This window comes from Burkholderia sp. MS389, from assembly GCF_016899425.1.
GTDB classification, from domain to species: Bacteria; Pseudomonadota; Gammaproteobacteria; order Burkholderiales; family Burkholderiaceae; genus Burkholderia; species Burkholderia sola.
Map to the genome: position 1 here is coordinate 278,095 of NZ_CP045996.1, position 19,146 is coordinate 297,240.

The following is a 19,146-nucleotide window of genomic DNA, read 5'->3' on the forward strand; positions in this document are numbered from 1 at the left end:
GCTCGGCCGCGGCCGCCGAATCGTTACAATGCAGCCGCGGAATACGGCGAGATCGCCGCAGTGAAGCGGAATCGAGCCTTTGCCCGACGGCAGGGCAATCACCAACCATGACAGTACGGGTTCAAATTTGCACAAAAGGGAACCGATGAATAGACCAGACAAATCGTCGAAAGCGCGTGCGGCGCTGGATCAACTTTTTTCCGGCCTGGCGCCCACGGACGCGAAGCGCGAATCGCCGCGTCCGGGCAATCCGTTCGCAACGGACGACGAGGTGTCGAGCGCATCCGGCGGTCGCGGCGGGGTGGAAGTCACGCTGTCGACCCGCATCCAGCTGCGCGGTTATCCGAGCGCCGACGCGTTCATGAAGCGCATGGCCGAAGCGTGGGGCCTCGAGTGGGGCGCGTACGACAGCGTCCGCGCGGTGGCGACGCTGCCGGCCGGATGGCGCTCGCGCCGGCTGCCGGAAGTCACGCAGATCGTCGACGAACGCGACGTGCTGCGCGCCGAGAGCAGCCTGCAGGGCGGCGAGATGTCGTATCTGAAGGTGCATCCGCGCTACTACATCGATGCGCGCAAGCGTTTCGGCTGGAGCAAGTCGTCGAAGGCATCCGACGATCCGGATCTCGACGGCCCCGACTGGAACTGCTTCGTGATCGATCGGGAAAAGTCCGTCGAAGTGCACGAACTGACGACGTCGTCGTTGAAGGCCGACATGGACAATGCCCGCGCGACGCTGCTGAAATGGCTGGACGAGCACTATCCGAAACATCGCGACCCGTTTGCGTACTGGTCGGACTGCGAAGGGGCGTAGTACGCCGGTTTTCACGGCGGTTCGTTTGATGCATCGATTGGCCGGCCATGAGGACGAGCATTGAAACAATCGCGTACGGCTCCGATTCTCTGGGCAGCATTTGGCGCGGCGGTCGGATCGACTGTCGTCGAGTTGCTGCTCTGGACAATCGCCGGCGATGACGCCGTCCAGAACCTGTTTCGCGACGCGCGCCTCACGGCCGCGATCGTGATGGGGCGAAACGTGCTTGGTGCGTCCGGCGGCTTCGATCCGGTGGTGATGGGCGTGGCGACGCTCGTGCATGCGGCGCTTTCGCTGGTCTATGCGGCCGTGCTGGCACGGCTGATCCACAGTCTGTCGGGCGTGGCCGCGCTGCTTGCGGGCGGCGCGTTCGGGCTTCTCCTGTACGGCGTGAACCTGTATGGGTTCACGGCGATCTTTCCGTGGTTCATCCCGGTGCGCGGCGCGATCACGCTGATCGCTCATCTTTTCTTCGGGATCACGGCAGCCGCGGTCTACTATGCGGCCCGACGCGAATCGGCGTAATGGCTTCGAACCTGCTGCGTTGCGGTATGGCGCGCACGGCGGTGCGCGCCTGTCGGAACGATCGTCGTGCGACGCGACGATCAGAACTTGTGGCGGATGCCGACGATCGCGAGTTCCTGCGTATCGGTGCCCGAGTTCACGCCGTACGAGCCGACCGACGCGGCCGCTTTAACGGTCGCCCCGTTCGCGTTGAGCGTGTTGCCGCTCGCTTTCTGATAGCCGAACAGCGCATACAGGTCGGTGCGCTTCGACAGCGCGTAATCCGCGCCGAGGTTGACCTGGTTGTAGTGCGCGGAAGCCGGGCCCGTCAGCGACGTGTAGTTGTAGCCGACGCCCGCGCGCAGCGCCGGCGAGAACTGCCAGTTGAAGAACGCCGAGCCGTTGTTGAACTTCGCGTTCTGGCTGAATGCCGACAGCGTGTCCGCGCCGTACTGCGTGTTCGAATACGCGAGGCCGAAGGTCGCCGGCCCGGCCACGTACTGGCCGGCCACGCGCACGATCTGGATCGACTTCGCGCTCGAGAAGCCCTGGTTGATCACGGTGTTGAAGAGCGTGTCCGAGCTGCTCGACCACGTGCGCACGCCGTTCGCGACCGTCGTGCCGCCGTTCGCGTAGAAGAAGCCGGCGCCGAGCGACAGCGGGCCGTTCGCGTAGCTCGCGCCGAAGCTGTACGTGCGGCCGCTGCCGGTCGCGCCGGCGACGCCGCCGAAGCCGTACAGCGCCGCGAACTGGAAGCCGGCGATCAGCGGGCTCGTGTATTTCACCGAGTTGCTGACGCGCAGGCTGTTGTCGTAGTTGTCGAGATCGCCCGGCGTCGCGAACACGCCGCCGAAGTAGTTGTCCTGCGTGAGGCCCTGCACGAGATCGACGACCGGATCGTACTGGCGGCCGAGCGTCACGGTGCCGTACGTGCTGCTTGCGACGCCGACGACGGCCTTGCGGCCGAATTCGCGCTGGCCCTGGCCGAGCGCGCCGGTGCCGATGTTGAAGCCGTTCTCGAGCTGGAACAGCGCGGACAGGCCGCTGCCGAGATCCTCGATGCCGCGCAGCCCCCAGCGGCTGCCCGACAGGTTGCCGCTGCTGAACTTCACGAGGCTCGACGCGTTGCTGCCGTTCGCGTTTTGCGCGTTGTGGACGTACGCGATGCCCGCGTCGGCGATCCCATACAGCGTGACGCTGCTTTGTGCGTGGGCGCCAGCGGCGAAGAGCGTGGCCGGCAGGGCGAGCAGCGCGAATGACCGGATCTGTTTCATGGTTGGATTCCCCCGTTGGTCGATTGGCCTGACGAATCGGTGAACGATACGGACGGCGTATCGTCGAGGGAACCAATAAATTGTCGGATCGTTATGAGGCGACGCGGCGATGGATGCGCGCGCAACGGATTGACGCGCGGCATGCGGATCGCTCGTGCATCGTCACAGGCAGTCCCTACTCCGCCACGCTTTCCGCGTCCGCCGTCTCGCCGAGGAACCCGCCGCTCTGGTGTGCCCACAGCGCCGCGTAGATGCCGCCCGCCTGCAGCAACTGCTGGTGCGTGCCTTCCTCGACGATGCGCCCTTCGTCGAGCACGATCAGCCGGTCCATCGCGGCGATCGTCGACAGCCGGTGCGCGATCGCGATCACCGTCTTGCCGCTCATCAGCGTGTCGAGGCTGCGCTGGATCGCGACTTCGACCTCGGAATCGAGCGCGCTGGTCGCTTCGTCGAGCACGAGGATCGGCGCATCCTTGAGCATCACGCGCGCGATCGCGACGCGCTGGCGCTGGCCGCCCGACAGCTTCACGCCGCGCTCGCCGACTTCGACGTCGTAGCCGCTGCGGCCGTGGCGGTCGCGCAGCCGGTCGATGAACTCGGCCGCTTCCGCGCGCACGGCCGCGTCCTGCATCTCGCGCTCGGTCGCGTCGGGGCGGCCGTACAGCAGGTTTTCGCGCATCGTCCGGTGCAGCAGCGACGTATCCTGCGTGACCATCCCGATCGCGGCGCGCAGGCTGTCCTGCGTGACGTGCGCGATGTCCTGTCCGTCGATCCGGATCGCGCCGCCGCCCACGTCGTAGAAGCGCAGCAGCAGGTTCACGAGCGTCGATTTGCCGGCGCCCGAGCGGCCGATCAAGCCGATCCGCTCGCCCGGCCGGATCGTCAGGTTCAGCCCGTCGAATACCGCGCGATCGTTGTCCTCGTGCGCGAACTGCACGTTGTCGAACACGATCTCGCCGCGCTGCACCGTAAGCGGCTTCGCATCGGGCGCGTCGACCACGCTGCGCACCTTCGTCAGCGTGTTGATGCCGTCCTGGATCGTGCCGACGTTCTCGAACAGTTCCGTCATTTCCCACATGATCCAGTGCGAGTAGCTCGACAGGCGCAGCGCCATCGCGATCACGGCCGCGACGACGCCCGCGCTCGCCTCGCCGTGCATCCACAGAGACAGCGCGAGCCCGGCCGAGCCGACCAGCAGCAGCGTCGACAGCAGGTGGTTGACGATCTCGAACGCGCTGACGAGCCGCATCTGCGCGTCGCCGGTCGCCTTGAACGCCTCCATCGCGTGGCGCGCGTGGTCGGCTTCGCGCCGCGTATGCGAGAACAGCTTCACGGTCGTGATGTTCGAATACGCGTCGGTGATGCGGCCCGTCATCAGCGCGCGCGCGTCGGCCTGCCGGCTGCCGACCGCGCCGAGGCGCGGCACGAAATACGCGCACGCGGCGCCGTAGCCGAGCGCCCACAGCGCGAGCGGAATCATCAGCCGCCAGTCGAAGCTCGCGGCGAGCACGAGGATGCCGATCAGGTACGCGGTGACGCCGATCACGACGTCGACCGACATGAACAGCGCGTCGCGCACCGCGAGCGCGGTCTGCATGATCTTGGTCGTCACGCGGCCCGCGAACTCGTTCGCGTAGAACGACAGGCTCTGGTCGAGCATCAGCCGGTGAAACAGCCAGCGCAGCCGCATCGGAAAGTTGATCGCGAGTACCTGGTGCTTGACCATCGTATGCAGCGCGATCAGCAGCGCGCTGCCCGCGAGGATCGTCGCGAAACCGGCGAGCGTGCCGAAGTGGCGGCCGCCGAATTGCGCCGGCGTCGACGACGACAGCCAGTCGACCACGTGCCCCATCATCGCGAACAGCGCGGCTTCGTACGCGGCCAGTGCGGCCGACGTCAGCGCGATCAGCAGGATCCAGCCGCGCGCGCCTTTCGTGCACGCCCAGACGAACGAGAAGAATCCCTTCGGCGGCGTGACGGGATCTTCGAGCGGGAAAGTCGGCAGGCGCCGTTCAAACCACGAATACATCGACTTGTTCTCCTTATACGGCCCGACGCGGCGGGCGGGCCGATGATACCGGGCCGGATGCGAGGCGGTCATCGTGTGCCGGCCCATCCGTCGTGTGCCCGCCCATCCGTCCGGGCGATGGACGTCGCGCAGCGCCCGGCCAAGTTTCAAGTGTCGCATCGATTCGATCGTGCTGCAGGCCGGTTGTAAGCCGCGCCGGCCGTGCGAATGGCGCCGGACTTGCGCATCGGGCTCGCGCGAAGGCTCATCGCACGCGTCCCGAAAAAACCGCTTGACTATCTATCTATGAGTAGATAAAGTTCGATCCATGGAAACGAAACCGACCGTCCGCGAACAGATTCTCGACCACGCGATCACGCTGATGATGCAGCGCGGTTACAACGGCTTCAGCTATCGAGACCTGTCCGACCTGGTGGGCGTGAAGACGTCGAGCATCCACTACTACTTCCCGTCGAAGGACGATCTCGTGCTGGAAGCGGTGGCGGCCTACAGCGACGAAGTCCTCGCGGCCGTGCGGGCGATCGATCCGGCGTTGCCGGCCGACGTGAAGCTGAGCCTGTACACGAAGATGTTCGGCCGCACGCTCGGCGACGGCAATTTGATCTGTCTGTGCGGGATGCTCGCGTCCGACATCGAAACCTTGCCGGAGAACGTGCGGCAGGCCGTGCAGGCGTTCTTCAAGGCCAACGAAAGCTGGCTTGCGGAATTGCTCGCGCAAGGCGCGAAGGAAGGCACGCTGCAGTTCAGCGGCGAGCCGGAAACCGCGGCGCGCACGTTGTATGCGGCGTTCCAGGGCAGCGTGCTGGCCAGCCGGTTGTTTCACACGCGGGCGCGTCTCGAGGACGTCGAGTCCGTCTGGAAAACGCGGTCCTGACGGACGGCGCAAGCAGGGAGGCGGTTCGCCGCCTTTTTATTGAATCTCGTTGTCTATCATGTAGTAGATAGATAATCTGGCGCAGGCGGGATCATCCGGCTGCATTTTTTGGGGATGTTTGTCTATCTATGAGTAGATAAATAAATGCGACGCCGATGCGGAATCCGCCGGCACGCCGTCCCCGGTTCGAAGGGTGTTTCATTCACTTGCTGAAAAGGAGTCTGTCATGTCGATCGAAAAAGTGCTGTACCGCGCCCATGCAAAAGCCACCGGCGGCCGCGACGGCCGTGCGACGGTGCCCGAAAGCGGCCTCGACCTGAAGCTGACCACGCCGCGCGAGCTCGGCGGCGCGGGCGGTGCGGGCGCGAACCCCGAACAACTGTTCGCCGCCGGCTACAGCGCGTGCTTCATCGGCGCGATGAAGTTCGTCGCCGCGCGCGACAAGATCGCGATCCCCGCGGACGCGGCGATCGAAGGCAGCGTCGGCATCGGCGCGATCCCGAACGGCTTCGGCATCGAAGTCGAGCTGAAGATCTCGTTGCCGGGCCTCGATCGCGACATCGCGCAAACGCTGATCGACCGCGCGCACGTCGTCTGCCCGTACTCGAACGCGACGCGCGGCAACATCGACGTCACGCTCACGCTCGTCCAATAAGTCGCACTGCCAACCATTCATCGCCATTCGAAGATTCGACCAAGGAGTCGCACCATGAAGATCGTCAAGCCGCTGCTGATCGCCGCCGCCGTTGCAGCCGCCCTGTCCACCGCGCCTGCCGCGTTCGCCGCCGATGCCGTCGGTCCCGATGCGAAGACGAGCGCGTTCCTCGCCGCGCTGAACGGCCAGAAGGGCCCGGGCCTCGAAACGTTGAGCCCCGCGAAGGCGCGCCAGGTGCTGGTCGACGCGCAGAACGGCGTGAAGGTCGATCTGTCCGGCATCGACGTGTCGAACCGCACGATCGAACAGGACGGCCTGTCGGTGCCGGTCACGATCGTGCGCCCGCAAGGCGTGACGGGCACGCTGCCGGTATTCGTGTTCATCCACGGCGGCGGCTGGGTGCTCGGCGATTTCCCGACGCACGAGCGCCTCGTGCGCGATCTCGTCGTGCAGTCGGGCGCCGTCGCGGTATTCGTGAACTACACGCCGTCGCCGGAAGCGCGTTATCCGGTCGCGATCAACCAGGCGTATGCGGCGACGAAGTGGGTGGCCGCGCACGGCGCGGAGATCGGCGTCGACGGCAGCCGCCTCGCGGTGGTCGGCAACAGCGTCGGTGGGAACATGTCGGCCGTCGTCGCGCTGATGGCGAAGGACAAGGGCGGCCCCGCGATCCGCTTCCAGGGGCTGATGTGGCCGGTCACGGACCACAATTTCAACACGGGTTCGTACAACGCGTATCAGCAAGGCCACTTCCTGACGCGGCCGCTGATGAAGTGGTTCTGGGACGCCTATACGAAGAACGAAGCGCAACGCAACGAGATCTACGCATCGCCGCTGCGCGCGAGCGTCGCGCAGTTGAAGGGGCTGCCGCCCGCGCTGATCCAGGTCGCGCAGTTCGACGTGTTGCGTGACGAAGGCGAAGCGTACGGCCGCAAGCTCGACGCGGCCGGCGTGGACGCGACGACCACGCGCTACGACGGCACGATCCATGATTTCGGCCTGCTGAACGCGCTGGCCGACGATGCGCCGACGAAGGCCGCGACGAAGGCGATGGCCAATGAAATCGCGACGCGGCTGAAGTAACGCGGTCGACGGTCATTCGAACTTGAACGACAGGACGGCGGGCACGTTGCCCGCCGTTTTTGCGTGCGGGCGTTTCGTTCATGCCCGGCAGCGTGTCGATCACCCAATCGCGCCCGGCCGCCGGCATTGTTGGTACGATCGCGCGTATCGTTCACGCCGGCGTCGCCAGCCGCCGGCTCATCGGCCGCGCTTGCACGGCAGCGCGGCCACGTTCGGGAGAAGCGGTTCATGTTGCAGGCGTTCGCGGTCTTGCTGATCTTCCAGTGTCTCGGGGAAGGCGTGTCTTATCTGTTCGGCTTGCCGGTGCCGGGCCCCGTGATCGGCATGCTGCTGCTGTTCGGCTTCGTGATGCTGCGCCCGCAGGCGGCCGATGCGATCGAGCCGACCGCGCTCGAGCTGCTGCGTCACCTGTCGCTGCTGTTCGTGCCGGCCGGCGTCGGCATCATGGTGTCGGCCGACCGCGTGCGCGGCGACGCGGCCGCGGTCGTCGTCGCGCTGGCCGTCAGCACCACGCTCGCGATCGCGGTGACGGCGCTCGTCACGCGCGCGTTGCTGCGGCGCCAGCGCCGCGCGGGCGGCACCGCGGAGGGTGCGCAATGACGGCGTTCCCGAAGCTTGGCGCGATCTGGGTCTATCTCGCCGCGAGCCCGCTGCTCGGCCTGACCATCACGCTGGTCGCGTATCTGTTCGCGCAGGCCGTCTATGCGCGGGCGCGTTTCAATCCGCTCGCGAATCCGGTGCTGATCGCGGTCGCGATGATCGTCGTGCTGCTGACGCTCACGCATACGCCGTATCCGACGTATTTCGAAGGTGCGCAGTTCGTCCATTTCCTGCTCGGCCCCGCGACCGTCGCGCTCGCGCTGCCGCTGTACCGCCAGTGGTCGAAGCTGCGGCGCAGCGCGCTGCCGCTGCTCGTCGGCCTGCTCGCGGGTTCGCTGACGGCGATCGTGTCGGCGGTCGGCATCGCCGCGCTGTTCGGGGCGTCGCACCAGACGATCGCGTCGCTCGCGCCGAAATCGGCGACGACGCCGATCGCGATGGCCGTCGCCGCCGAGATCGGCGGCATTCCGTCGCTCACCGCCGTGCTCGTGATCTCGACCGGGATCTTCGGCGCGGTGTGCGCGCGCGGCATCCTCAATCTGCTGCGGATCGACGAGCCGGCCGTGCGCGGCTTCGCGCTCGGCGTCGCGTCGCACGGGATCGGCACCGCGCGCGCGTTCCAGGTCAGCGAGGAAGCCGGCGCGTTCGCTGGGCTCGGAATGGGGCTGAACGGCGTGCTGACGGCATTCGTCGTACCGGTCCTGCTGCCGGTGCTGTCGCGCTGGATCTGAGCGTCGGCCCGCGCCCGCCCCGGGTATCGGTTTCCCCGATGGCGCGGACGGCACGCCGAAAGGGCGGCGCACCCGGCGCGCATGTATCGTTGACGTTATCAGGACAATTCAGGAACGCACACGGACATTTGCGCGCCGATCGGCTAACGTTGCATCGGCGCCGTTGTCGCAAGCCATCGCGTGCACGCCGGTGTCCGACCCACACTCAACAATCGACAAGGAGATCGGCCATGAAGCAGTCTCGCGTGGTTTCGGTGGCAGTAGCAGTAGCGGCGTCGTTCGGTCTGTCGTTGACCGCCGCGCCGGCGGCATACGCGCAGGACGCGGCGGCGTCCGCGCCGACGCAGAAGCAGCTCGCCAAGGCGCAGAAGAAGGCGGCGCGCAAGGCGGCCCGCGCGCGGCACGCGTCGGACCTGAAGGCGATCGGCACCGGCAGCGGCTACCGGTTGACCGGCGATCAGAGCAACTATCCGCAGAATGCCGTGCAGAAGGCGCCCGCGACGAACGCGGCGCCGGCCGCGCCGGCTTCGGGCCAGTAACGGTCGAACGCGTGGCACAGCACGAACGGCGCCGGTCGAACCGGCGCCGTTCGTTCATCTGCGGAAGGGCGGGACAGCAGGACGGCGGGCCCGCGAGCCCGCCGCGTTACGACGCGAGCTTGCTCGCGAGTTCCGCCACGTGCTTGCCCTGGTAGCGCGCGATGTCGAGTTCGTTCGCGCTCGGCTGGCGGCTGCCGTCCGCGCCCGCGAGCGTGGTCGCGCCGTACGGCGTGCCACCGGTGATTTCGTTCATGTTGACGAGGCCGCTGCACGCATACGGCACGCCCACGATCACCATCCCGTGATGCAGCAGCGTCGTGTGGAACGACGTGATCGTCGTTTCCTGGCCGCCGTGCTGCGTGCCGGTCGACGCGAACACGCTGCCGATCTTGCCGACGAGCGCGCCTTTCATCCATAGGCCGCCGGTCTGGTCGAGGAACGTGCGCATCTGGCCGGCCATGTTGCCGAAGCGGGTCGGCGTGCCGAAGATGATCGCATCGTAGTCGGCGAGTTCGTCCACCGTGGCGACCGGCGCGGCCTGGTTAACCTTCACGCCGATCGCGCGGGCCTGGTCGACGGGGATCGTTTCCGGCACGCGTTTGAGCGTGACCTCGACGCCGGGCACCGATTTCGCACCCTCGACGATGTGCTGCGCCATCGTTTCGACGTGCCCGTAGGACGAGTAGTACAGAACGAGAACCTTGGCCATGTTGCGAATCTCCGATTAAAAGGGCCCCGCGGTCAGCGGGGCCCGGTTTCCCGAACGGGCATCACGCCCATTCGGCCGTCACTTCGACCGGACGCAGATCGAACACCAGCACCTCGGCGTCCTTGCCGTCGGCGATCGTCAGCGCCTGTTCGCCGCGGATGCGTGCGCCGTCGCCTTCGCCGAGCGTCACGCCGTTGACCGTCACGCTGCCGCGCGCCACGTGCACGTAGGCAAAGCGGCTCGGATCAAGTTCCAGCGTAGTGCTTTCGTCGCCGTCGAACAGGCCCGCGTAAATCCGGGTGTCCTGCCGGATCTTCAGCGAACCGGCATCGCCGTTCGGCGACACGACGAGGGCGAGCTTGCCGCGCTTGTCGTCGGCCGCGACATTCGTCTGCTGATAGCGCGGCTCGGCGCCCTTTTCGGCCGGCCCGACCCAGATCTGCAGGAAGTGGACCGGCGTGTCCGGCGAGTGGTTGAACTCGCTGTGGCGCACGCCCGTGCCGGCGCTCATCAGTTGCACGTCGCCCGGCACGATCACCGAACCGGTGCCCATCGAGTCCTTGTGTTCCAGCGCGCCGTCGAGCACGTACGACAGGATTTCCATGTCGCGGTGCGGGTGCGTGCCGAAGCCGCGGCCCGGGGCGACGCGGTCGTCGTTGATCACGAGCAAGTCGGAGAAGCCGACTTGCTTCGGATCGTAGTAATTCGCGAACGAAAACGTATGACGGGAGCTGAGCCAGCCATGCTCCGCACGGCCACGTTGGTTTGCTGCACGGATATCGATCATGATTTTTGTCCTTGAAGTCGCCGGACCTCGGAAGTGGGCTCGGCTGTTCGTTGAGATGAATCTTAGGTCAATCGATTTGACAAATAAATCGCTGCAGAGATAATGACTGTCGCTCTGGAGTGGACAATATGGAACTCAACGACCTGAGGATCTTCGTCGCGACCGTCGACGCAGGCAGTTTCACGGCGGCGGCCGATCAGCTGATGCTGTCCAAGCAGTTCGTCAGCCGGCGCACGATGGCGCTGGAGGCGTCGCTCGGCGTGCGGCTGCTGCATCGCAATACCCGCAATCTCGCGGTGACCGAATCGGGGCAGGAGTTTTATGCGCGCGCGCAGCGGATCCTCGCGGAGATCGCCGACGCCGAGCAGGCGATGTCGGTGCGCAGCACCGAGCTGCATGGTTCGCTCAAGATCAGCGCGCCGCTGTCGTTCGGGATCACGCACGTGTCGCCACTGATCGCCGAATTCCTGTCCGCGCACCCGGCCGTGCGGTTGAACCTCGACCTGACCGACCGGCGCGTCGACCTGATCGGCGAGGGTTTCGACCTCGTGCTGCGGATCGGCTCGCTCGAGGATTCGACGCTGATCGCGCGTCCGCTCGGCGCGTGGCGGATGATCGCGTGCGCGAGCCCCGCTTACCTGAAGCGGCACGGCACGCCGCAGACGCCGGCCGATCTCGCCGGCCACACGTGCGTGCTGTACGGGCGCGAGCGGCGGGTCGGCTGGGAGTTCCGCGTCGACGGCGCGGCGCGCACGTTCGACGTGCAGGGGCCGCTCGTCGCGAACAACGGCGAAGTGGTGCGCGACGCCGCGATCGCGGGGCTCGGCATCGCGCTGCTGCCGCACTTCATCGTCGGCGCGGCGCTCGACAGCGGCGCGCTCGTACCGGTGCTCGACGCGTACGTGCCGCCGCCGATCACGCTCAATGCGGTGTTTCCGCAGCACCGGGAAGGGTTCGTCACGCTGCGCACGTTCATCGGGTTTCTCGCGGAACGGCTCGGGGAGCCGGCCGGGGCGGAGGCGAGCGCGGCGGGCCGGGTACGGTAGCCGGCCGCTTGCGGTGAATGGGGCGTGTAATCTCCGCAGAATTTGCGGAGATTATTGAGTGGTGCGGCGAATGGGTGGATAATCTCCGCATCATGAGCGGAGATTACACCTTCATCTGGGAATCGGCCGACTGGCCGGCATGGCGCTTCGACCTTCCGGCCCTCGCCGCGCCGCTCGCCGACGTCAGCCGTGCGCAAGGCATGCTGGTCGGCCGACTGGCGGATGTCGGCCTGGCATTGCGCGACGAGGCGAGCCTGGCCGCGCTGACGGAGGACGTCGTCAAGACCAGCGCGATCGAGGGCGAGAACCTGGATGTCGCATCGGTCCGGTCGTCGATCGCGCGCCGGCTCGGGGTCGACATCGGCGCGCTGGCGCCGGTCGATCGCCACGTCGAAGGCGTCGTCGACATGGTGCTGGATGCGACGACCCATTCGGCCGCACCGGTCACCGAAGCGCGGCTGTTCGGGTGGCATGCCGCGCTGTTTCCGACCGGCTATTCGGGGCTGTCGCGGATCACGGTCGGCGAATGGCGCACGGATGCGAGCGGGCCGATGCAGGTGGTCTCCGGGCCGATCGGCCGGCAGCGCGTGCATTTCGAGGCGCCGCCGGCCGTACGCCTGACGCACGAGATCGAGCGCTTTCTCGCGTGGCTCAACGCGCCGCCGGCCGAGCCGTTGCTGATCCGGGCCGGGCTCGCCCATCTGTGGTTCGTCACGCTCCACCCGTTCGACGACGGCAACGGTCGTATCGCGCGCGCGCTCGGCGATCTGGTGCTGGCGCGCGCGGATCGAAGCCCGCAGCGTTTCTACAGCCTGTCCGCGCAGATCGAGCGCGAGCGCAACGCGTATTACGACGTGCTGGAGCGCACGCAGCGCGGCTCGCTCGACGTCACCGAGTGGCTCGCGTGGTTTCTGGACACGCTGGGTCGGGCCATCGATCATGCGCACACGACGCTCGATGCGGTGCTGATCAAGGCGCGCTTCTGGCAGCGATGCGCGGGCGTCGCGCTGAACGAACGCCAGGTCAAGGTCATGAATCGCCTGCTCGACGGCTTCGAAGGGAAGCTGACGACCACCAAGTGGGCCGCTCTCGCGAAATGCTCGCAAGACACGGCGCTGCGCGACATCACGGAGCTCGTCGAGCAGCGCATGTTGCGGCGCTCGGCGTCCGGCGGGCGGAGCACGAGTTATGAGCTGGTGCCGTTCGACGGCTGACGTCATTGCCGGCTCGTCTCGCCCTGCGCGCGAAAGGCGTCATGTGCGTGGCCGATGCAGCCGGTGCGATTGCCAGACGTGTGTGGCAGGTTGCGGCGCATCCGGTTCTCGCCGATGGAAGACGGCGGGCCGATCAGGCGTGACGGCGCTCGCGCGATCGTGTTCATCGGGATCGTCGATCGCGCGACGAAAGCTGCGCTGCGCGACGGTATCGTGCACTGCGGCGCGGGCGTCGAGATAGTTCCGACAACATCGAACGTCGATTGATCGGCGTCGCGCATTCGGGTTACGCTTCGCCGGGCGGCGCCATGCGTCGCATGCCGGGCCGGGCGTTTTTACCTCGAATGTCGCGTGCACGTAGCTTCTACGGATGCGCGACCCAGCGACGATCAAGCCGATGACCATTCACAACCGATCGAATCCGCGCGCGCACGCTGCACGTTGCGCAAGCGGCAAGCGGAGCACGTACCTGTTATCCGTCGCGGCGGCCGTGTTGCTGACGCTGCTGCCGCACGTCACGCATGCGGCCGGTTTCGACTGCGCGAAGGCCGCGTCGCCGACCGAGAAAAGGATCTGTGCGGACACCACACTATCGAAGCTCGACGGCGATTTGTCGACGGCGTGGAAGCGGGCGCTCGCGAAGGGCGGCGATACGGCCGCGCTGAAGGCCGCGCAATTGAAGTGGCTCAAGCAACGCGACCAGTGCGGCAGCGATGCGTCGTGCCTGGGCGACCGCTACCGCGAACGGCTCGCGAGCCTGAATGGCATGCCGCTGGCCGCCGATCGCTGGCAGCAGACGTGGTATCTCGACAGCGACAACCCATCGTTCGGCGGTGTGCTGACGTTTACCGGCACGGTGCCGCGCCTGCATTTCGAGCTGAGCGCCAACAACGGCGCCCATGATGGCGGGCTCGACGGCAACATCGTGCTGCACGGTGACAGCGGAACCTATCGCCGGGACAAATGCCGGCTTGACTTCGACCGGAAGGGCGGACGCATCCGCGTCACGCAGCAGGGTGCCGATGTCGATTGCGACGCAGGTATGGGCGTCATGTACGCAGGCAACTACGTGACCGCCGCGCAGTCGCAGTCAAAGCCGCCGGCCGACCTGCTGAGCCTCAAGGTCGTCGCGGACGCACAGCAGAACGCGGCCGCGCACAAACTGCTCGGCGCCGACTATCAGACGCTCGTCGACGTGGTCAATCTCAGCGCCGACGAGAAGGACCTCGATGGCCTCAACGCACACGTGACGTCGTACTGGGTGCGCGGCATCGCGACGACGAACGCGGCGATCGTGATGCGCCGCGGCACCGATCTGTGGATCGGGCTGCTCGTGTTCGATGCGAAGAACAACGTCCGGATGCGTTACTACTCGAACGTGCCCGCGTGGAAGAAAACGGTGCCGAAGACGATCAACGCGTGGCACGACAATCTCGACAAGACGCTGCCGATCGACGTGATGCAGTAAGCAGGGCGCTGCCCCGCTACGTCTTGTTCTTCCGCGCCGCGCGCGCCTGCGGCGGCGCCGCCGATTCCCGTATGCGCAACTCGGGCTGGACCGCATGGCCGGACCCCGTGGCGCCGTTTTCGAGCGCGTCGAGCAACGCATGCGCGGCTTGACGCCCGATCGCGTCGGTGTCGACCCACATCGTCGTCAGCGGCGGCTGGATCTCGCGCGCGAGCGCGATGTCGTCGAACCCGGTGATCGACAACTGCGCGGGCACGTCGATGCCGAGCGCCTGCGCTTCGAGCAGCGCGCCTAGCGCGAGCGCGTCGTTGCCGCAGATCACGGCGGTCGGCCGCGTCGCCGCGTCGCTGCTGGCGATCGCGCGCAGGCTCGCGCGCCCGAACGCGATCGTGGCCGCGCCTTCGTGCTGATGCACGGGGCGCACCGCGAGCCCGTGCGCGGCCAGCGTGTCGTGAATGCCGCGCAGTCGGGCCTGCACGCGGTCGTTGTCTGTCGACGGCTGCATGATGATCGCGAAATCGCGATGACCGAGATCGAGCAGGTGCGTGGTGAGCCGCGCGAACGCCGCGCGGTTGTCGAAGCCGATGCAGCAGTGCGGGCTGTCGTCGCGGTACGCATACGTGACGACGTACGGCACGCGATGCATCGCAAGGAGTTCGAACAGTTCCGGCGGATACGCTTCGCCGACCAGCGACACCGCTTCGACGCCGCGCGACAGCATCGCGCGCACCTGCGCGAGCGCCTGCGCGGGGTCGTAGTTCGAGCAGCCGAGGAACAGCGTGATGCCGTGCTCGGCCATGACCGTCTGCATGCCGGCGACCTGCGACGCAAACACCTGATCGTCAAGGGTCGGAATGATCGCGCCCGTGATGTGGGTGCGCGTGGACGCGAGCGCGCGGCCGGCCGCATTCGGGATCCAGTTCAGCGCGAGCGCCGCGTCGCGCACGCGCTGCTGCACGTCGGCCGACACCTTGCCGGGATCGTTGTACACGCGCGAGACGGTCGCGGTCGACACGCCGGCCAGCTTCGCGACGTCGCCGAGCACCGAGCGGCCGCTGCCGCGGCGTGCGCGGGGCGTGCTCATCGGTTGCCTCCGCACGTGGCGACCGTGCCGCTGCCGTGTGCCGTCAGAAGCGTCATTGGCGTCATTGTTTACCCTCGATTCATGATGGCCCGCTTGCATTCTCGATCGAGCCTGCCAGAATGTAAGCGCTATCTTGCTGCTGATTCCCTATTATGTCAGACACTTTTCCAATCCGTATGGCGAAATTTTCCGAGACGACGGCCTTTTCAGTCATTTTGTCGGTCTCAAATGTAAGCGGTTACATCAAGCAATGAACGGCATCCCGTCACCGCGTATCGCCGTCGTCGGCAGCGTCAACATCGATCTCGTCACGCGCGCGCCGCGCCTGCCGGTGCCGGGCGAGACGCTGCTCGGCACGACGTTCGAGACCGTTCACGGCGGCAAGGGCGCGAACCAGGCGGTGGCGGCCGCGCGCCTCGGCGCGTCGGTCGCGATGATCGGCTGCGTCGGCGACGACGCGTTCGGTGCGCGCCTGCACGCCGCGCTGGCGGCGGAGCGCATCGACGTGACGCACCTGCACCGGATCGGCGGCACGGCGACCGGCGTCGCGACGATCACGGTCGACGACGGCGGTGCGAACAGCATCGTCGTCGTGCCGGGCGCGAACGCGTGCGTCGATGCCGACCGGATCGACGCGGCGCGCGACGCGATCGCCGAGGCCGCGCTGCTCGTGTGCCAGCTCGAAGTGCCGGTCGCCACCGTGGCGCGCGCGATTGCCAGCGCCAGCGCGCACCACACGCCGGTGTTGCTCAATCCCGCGCCCGCGCAGCCGCTCTTCGATGCATTGCTGGCGCGGGTCGACTATCTCGTCGTCAATGAAACCGAAGCCGAGTCGCTGACCGGCATCGCCGTCGGGGACGACGTGTCGGCCGCGCGCGCCGCCGAGGCGCTGTGCGCGAAGGGCGCCGGCAACGTGCTGGTCACGCTCGGCGCGCGCGGCGTCTGCTGGCGCGGCAGCGCAGGCAGCGGCCATCATCGTGCGATCGCGGTGGCGGCCGTCGATACGACCGCGGCCGGCGACACGTTCGTCGGCGGGTTTGCAGCCGCGCGGGCCGGCGGCGCGTCGATGGACGACGCAATCGGCTTCGGCCAGCGGGCGGCCGCGATCAGCGTCACGCGCCACGGCGCGCAGACGTCGATCCCGACGCGCGACGAGGTCATACGGTCGGACACCTGAATTCCGCATGCGACGGAACGGCCGAACCCGGCCCCTATCAGTGACATGGAGACAATCGACATGAACGACAACCCATCTGTTCCGCACGCGCCGCCCCGGATCCGGCGCGGTCAACGCATCGCGCTCGCGCTGTTGATGGCGAGCGGGATCGTCAACTATCTCGATCGCGGCACGCTGGCCGTCGCAAGTTCGGCGATCCGCGGCGATCTCGGCTTGTCGCTCGCGCAGATGGGGCTGCTGCTGTCGGCCTTCTCATGGAGCTATGCGCTGTGCCAGTTTCCGGTCGGCGGGCTGGTCGACCGCATCGGCCCGCGCCGGCTGCTCGGCATCGGGCTGATCGTCTGGTCGTTCGCGCAGGCGTCGGGCGGCCTCGTGTCCACGTTCGGGTGGTTCATCGTCGCGCGCATCGTGCTCGGCATCGGCGAGGCGCCGCAATTCCCGTCGGCAGCGCGCGTGGTGAGCAACTGGTTTCCGCTGCGGGCGCGCGGCACGCCGACCGGCATTTTCAATGCCGCGTCGCCGCTCGGTACCGCGCTTGCGCCGCTGCTGCTGTCGGTTCTCGTGGCCTCGTTCCATTGGCGCTGGGCGTTCGTCGTGACCGGGGCGCTCGGTCTCGTCGTCGCCGTCGTGTGGTTCGCGCTGTATCGCGATCCGGTGCGCGCGCAACTATCTACCGCCGAGCGCAATTATCTCGATGCCGATGCGCAAAGCGTCGCCGCCGCGCCGAAACTGACCTTCGTCGAATGGCGCAGCCTGTTCTCGCACGGCACGACCTGGGGGATGCTGATCGGCTTCTTCGGCTCCGTGTACCTGAACTGGGTGTACCTCACCTGGCTGCCGGGCTACCTGACGATGGAGCGGCACATGAGCCTGATTCGTACCGGATTCGCCGCATCGGTGCCGTTCCTGTGCGGGTTCGTCGGTTCGCTCGTCGCCGGCTGGCTGTCGGATTTCGTCACGCGCCGCAGCCGGTCGCCGGTCGTGAGCCGGCGCAACGCGGTGGTGGCCGCGATGCTCGGAATGGTCGCGTTCACGATTCCGGCCGCGCTCGTGCAGAGCAATACGGTTGCGCTCGCATGCATTTCGGTCGTGATCTTTCTCGCGAACGCGGCGTCGGCGTGCTCGTGGGCGCTCGCGACGGCGGCCGCACCGCCGAGCCGCATCGCGTCGCTCGGCGCAATCCAGAATTTCGGCGGCTTCATCGGCGGTGCGCTGGCGCCGATCCTGACCGGCATCATCGCGCAGAAGTGGTCGTTCGTGCCCGCGCTGCTCACCGCGGCGGCGATCGCGTTCGCCGGCGCGATGGCCTATCTGCTGCTCGTGCGCAAGCCGATTCCCGAACAGGCCGCGAACGCCGCGCCCGGACCGTTGCCGGCGTGATCGTGCAGCCTGCATTCGCATTCACTGAAGGAAGGAGAAACCGATGCAACATCCGCAGCAATCGAACGTGACCATCGAGGGGATCGTGCCGGTGATGCTGACGCCGTTCGACGACGCCGGCGCGATCGACTACGCCGGGCTCGAGCGGCTCATCGAATGGTATCTGGCGCACGGCTCGGATGCGTTGTTCGCGGTCGCGCAATCGAGCGAGATGCAGTTCCTGAGCCTGGCCGAACGCGCGGCGCTCGCGCGCTTCGTGGTCGAGCGCGTGGCCGGGCGCGTGCCGGTCGTCGCGTCGGGCCACATCAGCGACGATCTCGACGCGCAGGTCGCCGAACTGTGCGCGGCGGCCGAATCGGGCGCGCAGGGCGTCGTGCTCGTGACCAACCGGCTCGATCCGCAACGCAAGGGCAGCGCCGCGTTGCTCGACCATCTGCACCGGTTGCTCGCGCGACTGCCGTCGGATCTCCCGCTCGGCCTGTACGAATGTCCGGCGCCTTACCGGCGGCTTCTGTCGGATGACGAACTGCGCGCGTGCATCGACACGGGTCGGTTCGTGATGCTGAAGGACGTGAGCTGCGATCTCGCGACGGTGAAGCGGCGCGTCGCGCTTGCCGAGGGATCGCCGCTGAAGATCCTGAACGCGAACGCCGCGATCGCGTGGGACGCGATGAAGGCCGGCTCCGCCGGTTTCAACGGCGTGTTCACGAACTTCCATCCCGATCTCTACCGGTGGTTGCGCACGCAAGGCGAGTCGAATCCGGCGCTCGCCGACGAACTGTCGACGTTCCTCGTCGTCTCGGCGGTCTCGGAGGCGTTGGGCTACCCGGCGCTCGCGAAGCTGTATCACCAGCGGATCGGCACGTTCGGGTCGATCAAGTGCCGGGCGATCGACTACGACGTGCGCGAACGCTTCTGGGCGCTCGACGCGGTGCTCGACAAGATCGTCGCCGGTACCGAACATTTCCGCCGGCGGATCGCTGCGTTGTAACGGAGGACGCGTGTCACGCCAGTGGCGTGGCACGCGATCGCATCGCGTGCTGAGCACGTGGCCGGCACGCTCGTTGCCTGCTGGAACGATCCGTCTTGCACGATGCGTCGCAATCGCGGCGCCATCCAAACATCGCGATTCCCATCACGCCGGTGGCGGCAACGCGTACCGTCATACCGCTGCGCCGCCG

At 67.1% G+C, this 19,146-nt stretch carries 20 protein-coding genes; 14 read left to right on the forward strand and 6 right to left on the reverse strand.

The window, feature by feature from the left end:
* The first annotated feature begins 145 nt into the window (after window positions 1-145).
* On the forward strand, window positions 146-811 hold the full coding sequence (locus tag GJG85_RS30840) for a hypothetical protein (RefSeq protein ID WP_050015628.1): 666 nt from the start codon (window positions 146-148) through the stop codon (window positions 809-811).
* Between the two features lie 60 nt (window positions 812-871).
* Entirely contained in the window at window positions 872-1,336 is a 465-nt protein-coding gene (locus GJG85_RS30845; RefSeq protein WP_204384712.1) for a sodium:proline symporter, read from the forward strand.
* A gap of 80 nt (window positions 1,337-1,416) precedes the next feature.
* On the opposite strand, the gene GJG85_RS30850 is transcribed toward GJG85_RS30845, so the two are convergent.
* The gene (locus GJG85_RS30850) at window positions 1,417-2,589 is read right to left on the reverse strand and encodes a porin (RefSeq protein ID WP_204384714.1); all 1,173 of its coding nucleotides are present in this window, start codon (window positions 2,587-2,589) and stop codon (window positions 1,417-1,419) included.
* 175 nt (window positions 2,590-2,764) lie between these two features.
* Window positions 2,765-4,618: an ABC transporter ATP-binding protein gene (locus GJG85_RS30855; protein WP_204384716.1), complete on the reverse strand. Its 1,854-nt coding sequence runs from the start codon at window positions 4,616-4,618 to the stop codon at window positions 2,765-2,767.
* Between the two features lie 307 nt (window positions 4,619-4,925).
* Between GJG85_RS30855 and GJG85_RS30860 the strand changes: the two genes are divergently transcribed.
* The 6 genes from GJG85_RS30860 to GJG85_RS30885 all read left to right on the forward strand — a co-directional run bounded on the left by GJG85_RS30860 (window position 4,926) and on the right by GJG85_RS30885 (window position 9,100).
* Window positions 4,926-5,492: a TetR/AcrR family transcriptional regulator gene (locus tag GJG85_RS30860; RefSeq protein ID WP_050015596.1), complete on the forward strand. Its 567-nt coding sequence runs from the start codon at window positions 4,926-4,928 to the stop codon at window positions 5,490-5,492.
* A gap of 226 nt (window positions 5,493-5,718) precedes the next feature.
* Window positions 5,719-6,147: an organic hydroperoxide resistance protein gene (locus GJG85_RS30865; RefSeq protein ID WP_050015594.1), complete on the forward strand. Its 429-nt coding sequence runs from the start codon at window positions 5,719-5,721 to the stop codon at window positions 6,145-6,147.
* A 54-nt stretch (window positions 6,148-6,201) separates the two neighbouring features.
* Window positions 6,202-7,230: an alpha/beta hydrolase gene (locus tag GJG85_RS30870; protein WP_050015592.1), complete on the forward strand. Its 1,029-nt coding sequence runs from the start codon at window positions 6,202-6,204 to the stop codon at window positions 7,228-7,230.
* Window positions 7,231-7,458: 228 nt separating this feature from the next.
* Window positions 7,459-7,830: a CidA/LrgA family protein gene (locus GJG85_RS30875; RefSeq protein WP_089490138.1), complete on the forward strand. Its 372-nt coding sequence runs from the start codon at window positions 7,459-7,461 to the stop codon at window positions 7,828-7,830.
* Complete coding sequence (locus tag GJG85_RS30880) at window positions 7,827-8,561, forward strand: LrgB family protein (RefSeq protein ID WP_050015589.1); 735 nt, start codon at window positions 7,827-7,829, stop codon at window positions 8,559-8,561. Before GJG85_RS30875 ends, GJG85_RS30880 begins: the two co-directional genes overlap by 4 nt.
* Window positions 8,562-8,791: 230 nt before the next feature.
* Window positions 8,792-9,100, forward strand: coding sequence for a hypothetical protein (locus GJG85_RS30885; RefSeq protein WP_050015587.1), 309 nt, complete (start codon window positions 8,792-8,794; stop codon window positions 9,098-9,100).
* Between the two features lie 106 nt (window positions 9,101-9,206).
* On the opposite strand, the gene wrbA is transcribed toward GJG85_RS30885, so the two are convergent.
* Window positions 9,207-9,809 carry an NAD(P)H:quinone oxidoreductase gene (gene wrbA / locus GJG85_RS30890; protein WP_050015585.1) on the reverse strand — a complete coding sequence of 201 codons (603 nt, stop codon included), beginning with the start codon at window positions 9,807-9,809 and terminating at the stop codon, window positions 9,207-9,209.
* Between the two features lie 61 nt (window positions 9,810-9,870).
* Window positions 9,871-10,596 carry a pirin family protein gene (locus GJG85_RS30895; protein ID WP_050015583.1) on the reverse strand — a complete coding sequence of 242 codons (726 nt, stop codon included), beginning with the start codon at window positions 10,594-10,596 and terminating at the stop codon, window positions 9,871-9,873.
* Window positions 10,597-10,724: 128 nt separating this feature from the next.
* Between GJG85_RS30895 and GJG85_RS30900 the strand changes: the two genes are divergently transcribed.
* Both GJG85_RS30900 and GJG85_RS30905 read left to right on the forward strand, forming a co-directional pair.
* Window positions 10,725-11,642: a LysR family transcriptional regulator gene (locus GJG85_RS30900; RefSeq protein WP_089490136.1), complete on the forward strand. Its 918-nt coding sequence runs from the start codon at window positions 10,725-10,727 to the stop codon at window positions 11,640-11,642.
* A 92-nt stretch (window positions 11,643-11,734) separates the two neighbouring features.
* Entirely contained in the window at window positions 11,735-12,856 is a 1,122-nt protein-coding gene (locus GJG85_RS30905; RefSeq protein ID WP_204384718.1) for a Fic family protein, read from the forward strand.
* A 2-nt stretch (window positions 12,857-12,858) separates the two neighbouring features.
* Here the strand turns inward: GJG85_RS30905 and GJG85_RS30910 are convergent, their stop codons facing one another.
* The gene (locus GJG85_RS30910; RefSeq protein WP_143328927.1) at window positions 12,859-13,137 is read right to left on the reverse strand and encodes a hypothetical protein; all 279 of its coding nucleotides are present in this window, start codon (window positions 13,135-13,137) and stop codon (window positions 12,859-12,861) included.
* A gap of 116 nt (window positions 13,138-13,253) precedes the next feature.
* Here GJG85_RS30910 and GJG85_RS30915 point away from each other — a divergent pair, with 116 nt between their 5' ends.
* Complete coding sequence (locus GJG85_RS30915) at window positions 13,254-14,324, forward strand: lysozyme inhibitor LprI family protein (protein WP_089490196.1); 1,071 nt, start codon at window positions 13,254-13,256, stop codon at window positions 14,322-14,324.
* Between the two features lie 16 nt (window positions 14,325-14,340).
* Here GJG85_RS30915 and GJG85_RS30920 read toward each other — a convergent pair whose 3' ends face one another.
* Entirely contained in the window at window positions 14,341-15,408 is a 1,068-nt protein-coding gene (locus GJG85_RS30920) for a LacI family DNA-binding transcriptional regulator (RefSeq protein WP_089490135.1), read from the reverse strand.
* 250 nt (window positions 15,409-15,658) lie between these two features.
* Between GJG85_RS30920 and rbsK the strand changes: the two genes are divergently transcribed.
* The 3 genes from rbsK to GJG85_RS30935 are packed head-to-tail and all read left to right on the forward strand — an operon-like array spanning window position 15,659 to window position 18,956.
* Window positions 15,659-16,585 (forward strand): ribokinase, encoded by a 927-nt coding sequence (gene rbsK, locus GJG85_RS30925; RefSeq protein WP_050015576.1) that lies wholly within the window; start codon window positions 15,659-15,661, stop codon window positions 16,583-16,585.
* Window positions 16,586-16,645: 60 nt separating this feature from the next.
* Complete coding sequence (locus GJG85_RS30930) at window positions 16,646-17,965, forward strand: MFS transporter (RefSeq protein WP_050015698.1); 1,320 nt, start codon at window positions 16,646-16,648, stop codon at window positions 17,963-17,965.
* A 43-nt stretch (window positions 17,966-18,008) separates the two neighbouring features.
* Window positions 18,009-18,956, forward strand: coding sequence for a dihydrodipicolinate synthase family protein (locus tag GJG85_RS30935; protein WP_124555142.1), 948 nt, complete (start codon window positions 18,009-18,011; stop codon window positions 18,954-18,956).
* Window positions 18,957-19,146: the final 190 nt, after the last annotated feature.

What these genes read in the sequence shown, in the direction of transcription:
- GJG85_RS30840 (WP_050015628.1), top strand. Translation starts at nt 146, where the DNA reads ATGAATAGACCAGACAAATCGTCGAAAGCGCGTGCGGCGCTGGATCAA.
- GJG85_RS30850 (WP_204384714.1), bottom strand. Translation starts at nt 2,589, where the DNA reads ATGAAACAGATCCGGTCATTCGCGCTGCTCGCCCTGCCGGCCACGCTC.
- GJG85_RS30855 (WP_204384716.1), bottom strand. Translation starts at nt 4,618, where the DNA reads ATGTATTCGTGGTTTGAACGGCGCCTGCCGACTTTCCCGCTCGAAGAT.
- GJG85_RS30860 (WP_050015596.1), top strand. Translation starts at nt 4,926, where the DNA reads ATGGAAACGAAACCGACCGTCCGCGAACAGATTCTCGACCACGCGATC.
- GJG85_RS30865 (WP_050015594.1), top strand. Translation starts at nt 5,719, where the DNA reads ATGTCGATCGAAAAAGTGCTGTACCGCGCCCATGCAAAAGCCACCGGC.
- GJG85_RS30870 (WP_050015592.1), top strand. Translation starts at nt 6,202, where the DNA reads ATGAAGATCGTCAAGCCGCTGCTGATCGCCGCCGCCGTTGCAGCCGCC.
- GJG85_RS30875 (WP_089490138.1), top strand. Translation starts at nt 7,459, where the DNA reads ATGTTGCAGGCGTTCGCGGTCTTGCTGATCTTCCAGTGTCTCGGGGAA.
- GJG85_RS30880 (WP_050015589.1), top strand. Translation starts at nt 7,827, where the DNA reads ATGACGGCGTTCCCGAAGCTTGGCGCGATCTGGGTCTATCTCGCCGCG.
- GJG85_RS30885 (WP_050015587.1), top strand. Translation starts at nt 8,792, where the DNA reads ATGAAGCAGTCTCGCGTGGTTTCGGTGGCAGTAGCAGTAGCGGCGTCG.
- wrbA (WP_050015585.1), bottom strand. Translation starts at nt 9,809, where the DNA reads ATGGCCAAGGTTCTCGTTCTGTACTACTCGTCCTACGGGCACGTCGAA.
- GJG85_RS30895 (WP_050015583.1), bottom strand. Translation starts at nt 10,596, where the DNA reads ATGATCGATATCCGTGCAGCAAACCAACGTGGCCGTGCGGAGCATGGC.
- GJG85_RS30900 (WP_089490136.1), top strand. Translation starts at nt 10,725, where the DNA reads ATGGAACTCAACGACCTGAGGATCTTCGTCGCGACCGTCGACGCAGGC.
- GJG85_RS30905 (WP_204384718.1), top strand. Translation starts at nt 11,735, where the DNA reads ATGAGCGGAGATTACACCTTCATCTGGGAATCGGCCGACTGGCCGGCA.
- GJG85_RS30910 (WP_143328927.1), bottom strand. Translation starts at nt 13,137, where the DNA reads ATGCGCGACGCCGATCAATCGACGTTCGATGTTGTCGGAACTATCTCG.
- GJG85_RS30915 (WP_089490196.1), top strand. Translation starts at nt 13,254, where the DNA reads ATGACCATTCACAACCGATCGAATCCGCGCGCGCACGCTGCACGTTGC.
- GJG85_RS30920 (WP_089490135.1), bottom strand. Translation starts at nt 15,408, where the DNA reads ATGAGCACGCCCCGCGCACGCCGCGGCAGCGGCCGCTCGGTGCTCGGC.
- rbsK (WP_050015576.1), top strand. Translation starts at nt 15,659, where the DNA reads ATGAACGGCATCCCGTCACCGCGTATCGCCGTCGTCGGCAGCGTCAAC.
- GJG85_RS30930 (WP_050015698.1), top strand. Translation starts at nt 16,646, where the DNA reads ATGAACGACAACCCATCTGTTCCGCACGCGCCGCCCCGGATCCGGCGC.
- GJG85_RS30935 (WP_124555142.1), top strand. Translation starts at nt 18,009, where the DNA reads ATGCAACATCCGCAGCAATCGAACGTGACCATCGAGGGGATCGTGCCG.